At 71.5% G+C, this 13,238-nt stretch carries 9 protein-coding genes; 5 read left to right on the top strand and 4 right to left on the bottom strand.

Annotated features, from left to right (window positions below; genetic code table 11):
* Nucleotides 1-14: 14 nt before the first annotated feature.
* Nucleotides 15-1,031 (bottom strand): stage II sporulation protein M, encoded by a 1,017-nt coding sequence (locus tag LZ198_RS01995; RefSeq protein ID WP_253970123.1) that lies wholly within the window; start codon nt 1,029-1,031, stop codon nt 15-17.
* A 72-nt stretch (nt 1,032-1,103) separates the two neighbouring features.
* Here LZ198_RS01995 and LZ198_RS01990 point away from each other — a divergent pair, with 72 nt between their 5' ends.
* Nucleotides 1,104-2,639 (top strand): tetratricopeptide repeat protein, encoded by a 1,536-nt coding sequence (locus LZ198_RS01990; protein ID WP_253970122.1) that lies wholly within the window; start codon nt 1,104-1,106, stop codon nt 2,637-2,639.
* 69 nt (nt 2,640-2,708) lie between these two features.
* On the opposite strand, the gene LZ198_RS01985 is transcribed toward LZ198_RS01990, so the two are convergent.
* On the bottom strand, nt 2,709-4,268 hold the full coding sequence (locus tag LZ198_RS01985; protein WP_253970255.1) for a bifunctional metallophosphatase/5'-nucleotidase: 1,560 nt from the start codon (nt 4,266-4,268) through the stop codon (nt 2,709-2,711).
* A 209-nt stretch (nt 4,269-4,477) separates the two neighbouring features.
* Between LZ198_RS01985 and LZ198_RS01980 the strand changes: the two genes are divergently transcribed.
* Nucleotides 4,478-6,295, top strand: coding sequence for a coiled-coil domain-containing protein (locus LZ198_RS01980; RefSeq protein WP_253970121.1), 1,818 nt, complete (start codon nt 4,478-4,480; stop codon nt 6,293-6,295).
* Nucleotides 6,296-6,304: 9 nt separating this feature from the next.
* Here the strand turns inward: LZ198_RS01980 and LZ198_RS01975 are convergent, their stop codons facing one another.
* Nucleotides 6,305-9,430: a cyclic nucleotide-binding domain-containing protein gene (locus LZ198_RS01975; RefSeq protein WP_253970120.1), complete on the bottom strand. Its 3,126-nt coding sequence runs from the start codon at nt 9,428-9,430 to the stop codon at nt 6,305-6,307.
* A 180-nt stretch (nt 9,431-9,610) separates the two neighbouring features.
* Between LZ198_RS01975 and LZ198_RS01970 the strand changes: the two genes are divergently transcribed.
* Nucleotides 9,611-10,408 (top strand): RDD family protein, encoded by a 798-nt coding sequence (locus tag LZ198_RS01970; RefSeq protein ID WP_253970119.1) that lies wholly within the window; start codon nt 9,611-9,613, stop codon nt 10,406-10,408.
* Nucleotides 10,409-10,411: 3 nt separating this feature from the next.
* Here the strand turns inward: LZ198_RS01970 and LZ198_RS01965 are convergent, their stop codons facing one another.
* Nucleotides 10,412-10,930 (bottom strand): hypothetical protein, encoded by a 519-nt coding sequence (locus LZ198_RS01965; protein WP_253970118.1) that lies wholly within the window; start codon nt 10,928-10,930, stop codon nt 10,412-10,414.
* A gap of 102 nt (nt 10,931-11,032) precedes the next feature.
* Here LZ198_RS01965 and LZ198_RS01960 point away from each other — a divergent pair, with 102 nt between their 5' ends.
* Nucleotides 11,033-12,094, top strand: coding sequence for a tetratricopeptide repeat protein (locus tag LZ198_RS01960; protein ID WP_253970117.1), 1,062 nt, complete (start codon nt 11,033-11,035; stop codon nt 12,092-12,094).
* Nucleotides 12,095-12,125: 31 nt separating this feature from the next.
* Complete coding sequence (locus LZ198_RS01955) at nt 12,126-13,175, top strand: FHA domain-containing protein (RefSeq protein WP_253970116.1); 1,050 nt, start codon at nt 12,126-12,128, stop codon at nt 13,173-13,175.
* The last annotated feature ends 63 nt before the right edge of the window (nt 13,176-13,238 follow it).

The following is a 13,238-nucleotide window of genomic DNA, read 5'->3' as shown; positions in this document are numbered from 1 at the left end:
GGAGGGCCCGCCCGTCAGGGGGCCGGGGCGGCGTCCAGCGCGCGCGACTTCTCCCGCGCGCCGCGCAGCCAGTCCGACAGCAGGTAGGCGTACACGCCCGCGCCCACCACGAGCGCGAACGTCACCTTGAACGCCACCGACAGCTTCGGCGGGTGGATCTGCGACACCGTGCCCTCGATGCAGCCGGCGAGCACGAACAGGGCGAGCGTGCCGAACAGCAGCTTCACCGCCGTCACCGACTCCTTGCGCAGCGCCTGTCCCCGGGGCAGGCCCTTGGGCGCCACCAGCCCGCGCGAGATGACGAGCCCCGCCGCGCCCGCGATGCAGATGGCGGTGATTTCGGGGATGCCGTGCGGGAGGATCCACGCCCAGAACCAACCGGCCAGGCCCTTGGCGGCGTACACCTGCGCGAGCGCGCCCAGGAACAGGCCGTTGACGAACAGCATCACCGCGGTGCCCAGGCCCAGCGTCACCCCGAGCGCGAAGGCCAGGAACGCCACCTGGATGTTGTGGGTGAAGAGGTACGAGGAGAACATGGCCTGCTGGCCCGTCGTCATCCCCTCCCCCGACGCCTCCGTGGCCGCGCGCTTCACCGGGTCCAGGTCCAGGTGCTCGGCGGGCACCAGGAAGTGCGCGGCGTCCGGGTCCACCAGCATGCCCAGGTAGCCGAACCCCAGGCCGGCGAGGAACAGCAGGAGCGCGGCCGCGTACATGCGCCACTCGTGGTGAAGGAGCGCCGGGAAGCCCCGGGACACGAAGGCCCAGACGTCCGCGAACCTGGGCCGCCGTCCCGGGTACGTCAGGGCGTAGGCGCGGCCCACCAGGTCGTTGAGATAGGCGCTCACGTCCGCCGAGCCGCTGCGGGCCCTCACCCAGAGCAGGTCGCTCGACACGGCGCGGTAGAGCTTCCCGAGCGAGCGCGCCTCCTCGAGGCTGAGGCCCCGCAGGCCTCGCAGCTCTGACGCGTCGAGCAGGCGCTCCAGTTGCTCCCACCGTGGCCGCCGCGACTCGATGAACTCCGCCATCTCCATGCCCCCACTCTAGCTCAGGCGACGGGCGTCCCCACCCTGCCCGAAAAGCGGCGGTTGTGGGAAAACAGGCCCATGACGTGTCGGATGGCGTTCCTGGGGATGGTCCTGGCCCTGCTCTCGGGGTGCAGCTCCATGCGAGCCCTTTGCCCGGCGGAGGGAGGTCGCCCGTGGGTGGAGGCGCGCAGTCCCCACTTCAGCATCCGCACCGACCTGGACGTCGAAACCGCCGAGGAGGCCGCGCAAGAGCTGGAGATGCTCCGCCAGGGCCTCTTGCAGGCCTGGGGCGGCAGCTTCGATCCCCCGGGCACGGTGGAGGTCATCGTCCTGCGAAACCGGCGCGAGCTGTCCGAGTTCACCAACGTCGCCATCGAGGGCTTCTCCGCCACCACGACGGACGGCCCCGTGCTGGTGATGGCGGGCAACGGCTACGCGCTGAGCGAGGACCCCACGGACATCTCCATCCAGGCCCACGAGCTGACGCACTACCTCTCGCAGTTCGCCCTGGTGCGGCAGCCGCGCTGGCTGGCGGAGGGGCTGGCCACCTATCTGGAGACCATCTACCTCAAGCCGGAGAAGCAGGAGGTCGTGCTGGGCACGCTGCACGCCCACTTCTTCGACCACGTGCGGCGCAGCGGCTGGCGCACCCTGGACGAGCTGTGGGAGTGGGACCGCAAGGGGCTGTTGGGCTCCGCGGAGTCGCGCCAGTACTACGCGTCCGCGTGGCTGTGGGTGCACTTCTTCATCAGCCAGCACTCCGAGCGCTTCGAGCGCTTCCAGAAGCGCCTCATGCGCGGCGAGGAGCCCCGCCTGGCGTGGGAGCAGTCCTTCGCGGGCGTGAAGGACCTCGCCGGACAGGTCCACGCGTACGTGCATGGCGGGCGGCACGTCTACTACCCGAGCATCACCGCGCCGCTCTTCCCCGTGTCCGGGGTGATTCGCATCCAGCCGCTCGAGCCGGCGGAGGTGCACGCCATCCGCGCGCGCCTCATCCTGATGACGCCCGGCGCCGCGTCCCCCGAGGAGCGCCAGGAGAAGGCCGAGCGGGAGATGGCCCAGGCCATCCGCGAGGACCCGTGGAACGTGTCGGTGGCCCTGCTGCGCATCCGCTCCGCGACGGACCCGGCCACCCGCCTGGAGCGGGCACGGCAGTTGGTGGAGCGGCACCCTCGCAGCGGCCAGGCCTGGGACGCGCTCGCGCGGTCCCTGGACGCCATGGGCGACACGGGAGAGGCGCAGGAGGCGGCGTGGCAGCGCGCGGTGGAGCTGCTGCCGGACAGCGTGGGGGCCCAGAACGGGCTGGCGCTCTTCTACGCGCGCACGACGCAGCCGGAGAAGGGGCTGGCGGCGGCGCAGCAGGCGCTCGCGCTGGCCCCTGGCAACGCCAGCGTGCTGGACACCTACTCCACCCTGCTCTTCCAACTGGGCCGCTGCCGCGAGGCGCTGGCCGCGCAGCAGCTGGCGGTGGAGATGCTCTACGAGGGCGTCCCCGACCGGCTGCGCCAGACGGTGCACGACACGCTGGCGCGCTACGAGGCGGTGTGTGGCTCCAACGAGGCCACGTCGTCGACGCCGCGCGGCGCGCCCGACACACACGAAGGGGCGCCCTGAAACGGCGAAGCGCCGGCGGTCCGCGAAGGACCCACCGGCGCCTCGTGCCTCCCACGGAGGGGATGCGGACTACTTCCTGAGCTGGTTCTCGAGCGGCTTCTTCTCGTTCGTCTCGAGCGACTTGGTCCAGTCGACGACCGGCGTCTGCCAGGCCATGCCCGTCTCGGTGGGCTCCGGGGCCAGCTTCTCGAACTCGAAGTTGTCGCCGCCGAAGTAGAGGTACTCTACCGTCGCCACGGAGTACTCCTTCTTGGGGTCGAGCGGCTTGCCCTTGGCGTCCTTGAACTTGTTCTTGCCCGCGGCGGAGAAGCCGGCGACGAGCGCCTGGGGGTTGGCGAGCTGCCGGGCCAGGTCCTCGCCCTTGAGCTTCACGACGACCAGCGAGTTCTCGAACGGCATGACGGAGTAGATGTTGCCGCGCGTCACCGCGCCGGCCGGCAGGTCGCCGCGGATGCCACCCCGGTTGAGGATGGCCACGTCGGTGCCGAGCGAGTCACGCACCGCGCCCGCCACCCACTGCGCCATCTGCGGCGAGCCCTGCTTGATGCCCGCCTTGGAGAAGCCGATCTGCTGGCCCAGCGCCTCGTCGAGCTGCGCCTTCCACTTGGCGATGAGCTGCGCCGTCTCCGCGTCCGGGGCGCCGCCCGTCGCGTCGACCAGCTTGCCCTCGACGGTGGTGATCTTGTCCGCGGCGGCCTTCGCCGGGTCGAAGGTGATGTGCGCGCGCAGGTAGCGGGAGAAGCCGCGGTCCAGCGACGCGAAGATGACGCCGTTCTCCTTCGAGTAGACCGGCTGGGGGCAGCGGCCACCGGCCACGACCGCCAGCTTCCACTCAGGGTGCTTGCCCACGACCGGCTGCAGGTCGGTGACGCAGGCGTCGGCCAGGACGACGAGCGTCTCGGCGCCGGCCTTGCGGGCCTCGTCCACCGCGCTCGTCAGCGCCTCCTCGTACCCCGTCACCTCCAGGCCCTCCGCGCGACCAGCCATGGCCGTGCGCACCGTCTTCTCCGACGCCAGGCCCACCACGCCGACCTTGAGGCCGCGGCGCTCGAACACCTGGAACGCGGGCAGGGACAGGTCGCCCGCCAGCGCGGGGTCCTTCACGCGGAGGTTCGCGGCGAGGAACGGGAAGCCGCCCACCGAGCGGTTCTTGATGAAGGCGTCCTTGCCGAACGCCAGCTCGTGGTTGCCCATGGCGGACGCCGCGTAGCCCATGCGGCCCATGACCTCCGCCGTGGGGGCGCCCAGGAAGAAGGACGACAGCGCGGGGCCGTTCCAGTGGTCACCCGTGGCGAGCGCCAGCGTGCCGGAGTCGGGGCACGACGCCTGACCCTCCTTCACCGGGCCGGGGCAGTGCTTCTCGTCCTTCACCCACTGGCCGAGCAGCTCGGCCGCGCCACCCTTGCCGTCGACGGGCTGGAGCTGACCGAACGCGCCGCCGGTGATGAGCAACGTCACCTCGCTGGGGACCGCGGGCTTCGCGGGGGCGGGCGCCGGCTGCTCTGCGGCCGGAGCGGCAGGGGGAGGACTGCTCTTCTCGCAGCCGGCCAGGGCGCCGAGCGCGAGGACCAACGCGCCGGACAGACGAGACTGGCGGAAGGGACGGGGGCGGTAAGGAGGGTTCGAGATCACGACAGCGCCTTTAGCACAACTCGAGACGTGATACTGTGAGAGCCGTGCCGGATCGCCAGGGCCCCGAGGGCTCGTCCTCATCACGAGGCGGGCAAAAGCAGGATGCGCGGAGCGAATCCCCCTCCCTTGGCCAGGTCCTGGCACAGGATTTCTTGGAAGACCTGAGAAAGGGCGCGACCCACTTCCAAGAGCATGGGGGCGGCCCCATGCCGACCGGGCCGGTCCGCCAGTTCATCCACGGGCTGAGCCTGCCGTTCCACATCGGGCGGGCGTTGCTGGCGGATCCGGTGGCGCGGCGGCAATACCTGCGGGTGGCGTGCCTCCAGACCTTGGCGGCGCTGGTGCTCGCGTTGACGTGCATGGGCTCCGCCCGGGAGGCGAGCAAGCCCAAGGCGGACGAGGAGTCGCGGCAAGAGGCGAAGACGTCGCTGGCGGAGAGCATCGAGGACATCGCCAACGCGGTGGCGCAAGAGACGGACGACCCCTCGGCGAGGGGGAAGGCGTTGGAGGTGGCCCGGCGCCTCGAGGCGAAGCGGACCGCGCGCGAGGCCGTGGAGCGCGTCCTGGCGCCGAGCCTCCAGCAGAGTGACGCCGCGCACGACAAGGCCCGGCAGGACCTGGAGCGGAGGCTCCAGGAGGGTGAGGCCGCGAGGAGCCGCGCGCAACGGCTCCTGGAGCGGACGCGCGAGGGTGGCGCGGCCGGGGGGGGTCCCACGACGGCGGACGCGAGGCCGGAGGGCTCCCCCACGCCGTCACCGACAACGGGTGAGCCCGCCCTCCGGCAGTCGTCGCCCCCGGAGCAGGAGACGCCCGCTCCGGCGACAGCGCAGGCGCCCGCCCCGGCCGCGGATCCGGGCGAGGTGGCGGCCCATGGAGAATCCGACCCCACGGCATCGCCGGCGGCCAACGAGGAGGCCCAGGTCTCGGAGGCGTTGGACTCCCTCGACGACGACGACCTCGAGGAGCTGTCCCCCGCGCTGCGGGAGCGCATCCGCGACCTCCAGACCGCGGCGAAGGAGGGCAAGGACCGCAAGGCGGTGGCCCAGGCCCTCGCGGCGCTCTTCGTGGAGCTCAACCGGGGCGAGGACACGCCCGCCTCCGGAGCGCCGCCCGCCTCCGCGAACGAGGCGACCACCGACGCCGAACCCGCGAAGACGACCGTGAAGACGAAGACCGACGCGCGAACCCGCAGCTCCTCGCGCGCGCCCAAGGTCCGGACGAACATCGACACGGACGACGACGAGGGCGAGGGCCGGGGCTGGTTCGCCCGTCGCTTCTCGTACGGCATCATCGCGTTCTGGGTGGCGCTGTTCGCGGCGCTCCAGCTCGCTCAGTGGGTCGTCCTCGCGTTGTCGCGCGACTATCACGACGTCGTCTCCCGGAACGCGAGCCTGCTGACGGGCGTCGAGCCGGAGGACGAGGCCCTCCGGCCGCGCTTGCGCATCAACTTCCAGTGGCTCCAGAAGAAGGTGCGGCGCCGCTGGCGGGCGATGATCCTCTTCGCCGTGGGCGTGCCGGCCGTGGCGTTCCTGGCCTCGCCCTTCTTCTGCTTCGGCCTGAGCAGCCCCGTCTTCACCGCCATCTCCTCGCTGTGGGGCATGTGGTGGCTGGTGGTGTTCACCGCCGCGAAGAGCGCGCGGGCCTGGGAGCCGGTCGCGTCGCAGACCGCGCCGTGGTTCCTGCGCGGCTGGACGTGGCTCACCACCCGCGTGCCCGGGCTGCGGTGGGGCGTGCTCCAGCGCTACGGCGCCACCTGGAACAAGCGCTCCGCCGAGCTCTTCGCGCCCATGGCGAGCGTGGAGCGCCACCCCTACGCCTACGCGGGCCTCGCGTTCGTCCGCTTCGTGGGCTCGTTCGCCCCGCTGAAGTTCTTCGTCCGCCCGCTCATCCCGGTGGCCTCGGCGCACATCCTCGACCTCGAGCACCACGCGCGCCGCGAGGCGGCGGAGGCCCGGGGTGACGAGCCGCCCCAGACGCCCGCTCCGGGGCACGGCGGCACCGAGGAGGCCATCCGCGTGGGGTGAGCCCCCGCGTCACGCGTCGCCGCGGGAGCGGCGCGGCACGTCGGGAGACTCGGGGGTGTCGGAGACGGGGCCCGTGGGCAGGGGCGGCGCGGCGGGAGGTTGCGGCGCGGTCATCTCCAGCCGCTCACCCGTCTCGCGAGAGTCCGGCAGCGCGATGAGCGCCTGGAGCTGGAGGCTCACGGCGCGGAAGAAGCCGGTGAGCAGCTCCGGGCGGTCCGCCAGCAGGTCGAGGAAGTCGCGCCGGTCGATGATGAGCACGCGCGTGTCCACCGCGGCCACCATGTCCGTGGGCCGGGGCGCGCCGTCCAGGAGACTCACCTCGCCGAAGGCCTGCTTGCCCTGGAAGCGCAGGACGTGCTCGCCGTCGTGGAACGCGTCGATGGCGCCCTCGACGATGACGTAGAGCGCGTCCCCCGGGTCTCCCTGGGCGTAGATGCGCTCACCCGCGAGGAAGGAGCCCTCGCGCGCCACGGCGGCGATGGCCGCGATGTCGTCCACGTCGCTCTGCGAGAAGACGCTGACGCCCTCCAGGGCGAACATCCGTTGGACAATGCGGTCGCTCAACTCACCCTCCTGCGGGAGCACGTCCAGCCCGTTGACCCGCGCGATGTGACGCGCGCACGCGCGCAGCACCACGTCCTCGCTCTGCACCAGCGCCGCCAGCCGGCGCCACAGCCGACCCGACGCGCCCGGAGGCAGCTCCTTGTGGTGCGCCTCCACCTGCTCCATCACCAGCTCGCGGACGTCCTCGGACAGCAGGTTGTCCAGGAGCTCCAACGCCAGGGCCCGCCGCCGGGGGTCCTTGCCCACCAGGTTGTAGTGGATGCCGCGCATGCGATGCGACGCGTCCAACAACCCCAACAGGAAGAAGGAGATTTCGAGCGCCTGGTCCAGCCGGTCGCCCACGGCCCGGGTGAGCAGCGAGCCGTCGCCCAGCGCGGCCCGGACGTCACGGTACGCCCCCACGAGCGAGCGGTAGACGTCGCGGCGGCGCCCCAGCGCCTCGTACACGCGCTCCACGTCCACCGGGTGCTCGGGGTGCTCGTCGCGCAGCCGCGACAACTGGGCGCCGATGCGGAAGTGCAGCGACGCGTCGTCACGGACGTTGGAGAAGAGCAGCGCGTCCTGCGCCGCCGGCGTGCCGATTCCGCGCAGCACGCGGGGCAGTTGCAGGCGCATGGTCAGGGGCGCCCGCTTGTTGTTGAGCTGCTCCTCGACCAGCGGCGTGACGTCGTCCCCCAGCGCCACCAGCGCCTCGCGCGCCGTCTTGCGCTCCTCGCGCCAGGTCAGGAACGGCAGCACCCGGGGCGCCAGGTCCACGTAACCACCCTGCCCCACCGCCGCGAGCGCCACGCGCCGCACCGTGCTGTCCCCGTCATCCAGGTAGCGCGCCAGCGCGGCGCCGAAGCGCTTGTCCTGCAGGCGCCCGAGGAGCTTCGACACCTCGCGCCGCTCCGCCACGGGCGCGCCCTCGCCGCGCGCCAGCAGCTCCTCGAGCGAGGCCAGCGCCACCGCGCTGCCCGTCGTCTTCACCAGCGCGCCGATGGCCGCGCAGCGCAGGCCCACGTCCGGGTGCTGGAGCAGCGGCGGCAACAGCCGCGTGGCGCGCTCCGGCGACAGCCGGGCCAGGGCCCACACGGCCTGGTCTCTCGGACGGCGCGGCCCCTCCTCCACCAGGCGCTCCAGCACCGGCGCCAGCTCGCGCGCGTCCAGCTCCAGCGCCAGCGCCACGCCGCGCTCCAGCACGCGCTCGCTCGGGTGGCGCAGGAGCGCGGGCAGGTGCGGGCGCAGCGGCACGTTCGCCTGCTCCATCATGTCCACCGCGCGCAGCACGCGGTCGGGCGCGGGCGCCGCCAGGGCCTCCGCCAGCAGGCGCTGCTCCTCCTCGCCCTCCAGCGCCACCTCCTCTTCCTCCGGCGCCCCCACCTGCTCCCCGAGCGCCGCGACGTACGCGGGCTTCAGGCGCACCAGCAGCAGGCCGAGCGCCGCGCACATGCCCACCACCGCCGCCGCCATGGTGACGCCCGTGGCCGTGCGTCCCGCGCCGATGAGCAGCAGGCCCGCCACCACCACGCCCGCCTTGCGCAACAACCCGTCCACCGCCGAGCGCAGCCCCTCGCGCTGGTCGTCCGGCACCGCCGCGTACAGCAACTGGATGCCCACCGGGAGGATGGAGTAGCTGACCGCCGTCTCCACCAGCCGCAACAGGTGCACCGGCCACAGGCTCGGGGTGACCAGCGTCGCGCCCGCCAGCGGCGCGAGCACCAGCGGCACCAGCGCGACGTAGCGCAGGAGGCCCAGCCGCTTGAGCAGCCGCTGCGTCAGGAGCAGCTGGAACGCCACGCAGAACAGGCCGATCCACAACTGCAGCGAGCCGAACAGCGCCGCGAGCGCGTCCTCGCTCAGCGTGCCCTCCAGCCGCAGCCGGAAGAGGTAGTCCACGAACGACGACAGCACCGCGAAGGAGATGCCCACCGCCGCGAGCACCTGCGCGTAGGGGCTCTCCGCCAGGTAGCTCCACGCCATGAACGACGTGGCCGCGGGCCGCCGCTGCGGGGGAGGAGGCGGAAGCCCCCGGTACAGGTGGTGGAAGATGGCGCCCGCCGCCAGCAACCCGAGCGCGCCGCTCACCACCATGGCGGGCGTGCCCAGCCGCTCCGCCAGCCCCTGCACCAGCAGACCGCCGACGATGCCTCCGCCCATGGCGAAGCCGTTGAGCGCGGTGAAGGCCCGCCGCGCCTCGCGCGCGTCGAACGCCGCCGCCATGCGGCCCCAGAAGCGGAACGACACCACCGTGGAGAAGGTGTCCGCGAAGAGGTACAGCGCCAGCGCCGGCGTGCGCTGCCCCGCGGACAGCGCCGCCGCGAGGATCAACGACACCACCCCACCCAGCCCCGTCAGCACGCCCGGAGACTCCAGCGGCGAGTCCGGCTTCGAGCGCGGCAACACCGTCAGCGCCGCCGTCATCAACGCGCCCAGGAGGTACAGGTAGGGCAGCACGTCCGACTCGAAGCGCGACAACACCAGCGCGTTCGCGGCGGTCTTGAGCTGCGTCACCCCGGCGATGAGCGCGAACTGGAAGGCGGCCGCCGGCCAGAGACGGCGGTCCCATGAGGATGTGTCGGAGGCGGCCACGATGCGCGAGGGGCGGGGAGACTACCCCACCACCCCGACAGCCATGAATAACACAGACGCCCGTCCGCCCGCCTCTCCCACGAGGCGGCCCCACGGGTCGGGGGGCGCCTCCCCCTGCGGGGCGACCCGTGGTGCGCGGGAGGTCGCCCGCCGGGCGACGGACGCGGCTAGACTGCGCGGGTGACGACCGCGACCGACACGCTGCTGGACGGCACCCACACGGTGCTTACACCGGAGTACGTGGAGTTCCGCTTCACCCTCGCGGGCATCTACTCGCGCTTCCTGGCCTGGCTCCTCGACACCGTCATCGTCGGGGCGCTGACGGCCGCGGCGCTGTTCTTCCTGAACGTGGTGATGATGGCCTTCCCGGGCGCCGCCAGCGCGCTGGGAATCGTCGTCTACTTCCTGATGGACTGGGGCTACGGCATCACCCTGGAGACGGCGTGGAGTGGACAGACGGTGGGCAAGCGCGCCCTGGGCCTGCGGGTCATCCAGGAGAGCGGCGTACGCATCGGCTTCTACCACGCCGCGTTGCGGAACCTGGCGCGTGTGGTGGACCGGCTGCCGCTGCTCTACCTCGTGGGTGGGGTCTCCGCGCTCGTGTCCGGCTCCCAGCAGCGGCTGGGGGACATGCTCGCCGGCACCATCGTCGTGCGCGAGCGCCGGCTGAAGGTGCCCTCCGCGCTGGGGGCCTCCGCCGAGGACGGCCTGCTGGCGGATCCGCTCTTCGTGTCGCGGGTGAAGCGGCTGACGACGGAGGAGCGGGAGCTGGTGCTCACCGCCGCCCTGCGCCGCGAGGAGCTGCGCATGGAGGCCCGGCTGCGCCTGTTCTCCGCCCTGGCCGCGCGGCTGCGCGACGCGCTGGCGCTGGAGAAGCCGGACCACCTGTCCGACGAGAAATGGGCGCTGCTGGTGGCGGCCGCCCTGCTGCCGCCCCCCGGCTCCCGCGCCCTGCCCGCCCGGCTCCGGGCGTCGTAGCGGCTAGAAGTACGCCGCCGCGCCCGCCGACAGCGTCAGCGTCGTCTGCGTCTTCTCGTTGAGCGCGATGTAGAAGTTGTACTGCCCGCGCACGCCCAGGCTCACCGAGTCCGACACGAAGAAGTCCACGCCCACGTTGGGCCCGATGCCGATGAAGTTGCTCGTCGTGCTCTTGAGGACGATGAGGTAGCTCACGTCGGAGCCGATGTAGGGCCGGATGCTCTCCTCCATGAACAGGTAGCGCAGGCCCAGCGACGGGGCCAGGCCCACGACGCGCTTCTGGCGCGGGTCCGTCGTGTCCTTGGGGAAGGCGATCTTCGACAGCGAGACGACCTCGAAGCCATTCTCGATGTAGAGGCTGGCGTCGATGCCCACGAACATCGTGTCGTCCAACCCCTTGGTGTCGTTGAAGTCCATGTAACCCAGCGACAGCCCCAGGCTGCGGTTGGCGAACTGGGCATGGGCCGGCGCGGCCCCGAACAGGGCCAGCGTGAAGACGACGGTGCAGAGCAAGGTACGCATGGGCGGTCACTCTAACCGCTGCAACCCTTGGAAATCAGCACGGATTCAGCCCGAGCCCGGGCGTTGCGCCCGCCGGGGTCGCTCTCCTACACTCCCCCGGCCATGCGTTCGAGCCGCTTCGCCCTGTCGCTGACCCTGGTCTGTGCGCTCCCCCTCGCCGGGTGTCTCACCACGCCCCCACCGCACGAGCGGGCGCTCATCAACAACGAGCTCTGCACGCAGGAGCTGCACAAGGGCGACCTGGTCCGCGCGGAGGTCTACTGCGACCTGGGCCTGGAGTTCTCCCCCCAGTACGCGGACCTGTGGGCCAACAAGGGCATCATCGCGCTGTCCGCCGGACGCACCGAGGACGCCAAGAAGCACTTCATCAAGGCGCTGCGCTACAACCAGGAGCAGCTCCAGGCGTACCAGAACCTCGGCTACATCTACCTGCAGGAAGGCGCCTACGGGAAGGCGCACGACAACTTCCGCCGCGCCCTCAAGGTCAACCCGGACAACCTGGACACGCGCTACAACCTGGCGCTGACCTTGATGAAGATGAAGAAGCTGGAGGCGGCGAAGAAGGAGCTGCGCACCCTGCTGGCCGTCAACCCGAGCCTGGCCGCCGCGCACCACACGCTGGGCGTCATCGCGTACGAGGAGGGCCAGTACGAGGACGCCATCGAGAGCATCGCCCAGGCCACCTCGCTGACCCCGGACGCGCCGGAGATGTGGCACGACCTGGGCACGGCGCTGCTGGAGGTGGCCCGGTTCCCGGAGGCCCGCGAGGCCTTCGCCAACTGCGTCCAGTTGGACCCCAAGGCCACCAGTTGCATCAACAACCTGGCCCTGGCCCAGCGCAAGGCGGCCCTCACCGACGCGGGCATGAAGGAGCTGCGAGACACCCAGCAGGCGGAGAACTCCGCCCCCGCGCTCTTCATGCTGGCCCGCCAGTACCGGGAGAAGGGCCTCCTGGCCGAGGAGGAGTCCACCTACAAGAAGTGCGTGAAGCTGGACGCCAAGTTCGCCCCGTGCCACTTCGGCCTGTTCCAGCTCTTCCAGGACGCCGACAAGCACGAGCACGCGCAGGTGGCATGCAAGAACTTCATGAAATATGCGACCGCGGAAGAGTTCCCCACCGAGTATCAGTCGTGCGAGAAGTACCTGAGCAACGCGACGTTCTGATGCACGGCGTCCCCCTCCAAGCACCTCCTCGATGAGCGTCCGCCTCACCGTCACGCAACGCAGCGAAAAAGGGGCCCAGGGCACCGAGCACGTCCTTGCGGACTCGGTCATCACCCTGGGAAGGGACAAGTCCTGCCAGGTGGTGCTCCCCCAGCAGGCGGTGTCGCGCAACCACGCGCGCATCTGCCAGGAGGGCAACCTCTTCTTCCTGGAGGACCTGGGCAGCGCCTTCGGCACCCAGCTCAACGGCAAGCCCCTGCCCAAGGGCGAGAAGCGCCTCCTGCGCAACGGCGACGTCGTCGCCATCGCCCAGTACGACGTGCGCTTCGAGAAGATGACGGAGCTCAACGGCGACGTCACGTCGGAGAAGACGTCCTTCATCGCCCGCGGGAACCTGAAGGACGTGATGCGGGGGCTGTCCGGCGCCGAGGAGCGCTACCTGCGCATCATGAACGGGCCCCGCGAGGGCGAGCGCATCGAGATCGCCGACGCGTCGGAGCTCCTCATCGGCCGGGACGAGAAGGAGGTCGACATCCTCCTGCAGGACGACCTCATCTCGCGCAAGCACGCCAAGATTCGCCGGGACTGGTCCGGCACCCACGTCGAGGACCTGGGCAGCCGCAACGGCATCAAGGTCAACAAGAAGCGGATCAACCGCAAGACGCTCAAGGACAACGACGAGTTGGAGGTGGGCGCGACGCGCTTCCTCTACGTGGACCCGTCCGAGCCCGCCGAGGAGCCCGTGCAGTTGGCCCCGGAGGCCAAGGCCTCGCCGCCCCCGTCGCCCCAGCGCCCCGCCCCCCCGCGCCGCGAGCCCAAGGTCGAGGAGCCTGAGCCTCCTCCGGAGCCGGAGCCCGCCCCCGTCCAGGAGGCCGCCGCGGAGGAACCCGCCGTCGAGGAGAACGCGGCCGAGGAGCCCGCCCCGCCCTACGTCGAGCCGGCCCCCGTCGAGGAGGAGCCGCCGGCGCCTGGCAAGTTCGACGCGCTCAAGGACAAGCAGAAGCTCGTCCCGCTCATCGTCATGGCCACGGTGGGGCTCTTGTTCCTGGGGCTGATGATCGCCGTCTTCGCGGGCGCGTGAGCGCTCCGGAGGGCCACGGGCCTTCCGGAGGGAGACGCGGCCTGACGGTGACGGGAACTGCCG

The sequence above is a fragment of the Myxococcus dinghuensis genome (assembly GCF_024198235.1).
GTDB lineage: Bacteria > Myxococcota > Myxococcia > Myxococcales > Myxococcaceae > Myxococcus > Myxococcus dinghuensis.
This window is presented reverse-complemented; position numbering and strand designations above follow the sequence as displayed.

Coding starts and splice junctions, on each gene's coding strand:
- LZ198_RS01995 (WP_253970123.1), bottom strand. CDS start 1,031: ATGGAGATGGCGGAGTTCATCGAGTCGCGGCGGCCACGGTGGGAGCAA.
- LZ198_RS01990 (WP_253970122.1), top strand. CDS start 1,104: ATGACGTGTCGGATGGCGTTCCTGGGGATGGTCCTGGCCCTGCTCTCG.
- LZ198_RS01980 (WP_253970121.1), top strand. CDS start 4,478: ATGCCGACCGGGCCGGTCCGCCAGTTCATCCACGGGCTGAGCCTGCCG.
- LZ198_RS01965 (WP_253970118.1), bottom strand. CDS start 10,930: ATGCGTACCTTGCTCTGCACCGTCGTCTTCACGCTGGCCCTGTTCGGG.
- LZ198_RS01960 (WP_253970117.1), top strand. CDS start 11,033: ATGCGTTCGAGCCGCTTCGCCCTGTCGCTGACCCTGGTCTGTGCGCTC.
- LZ198_RS01955 (WP_253970116.1), top strand. CDS start 12,126: ATGAGCGTCCGCCTCACCGTCACGCAACGCAGCGAAAAAGGGGCCCAG.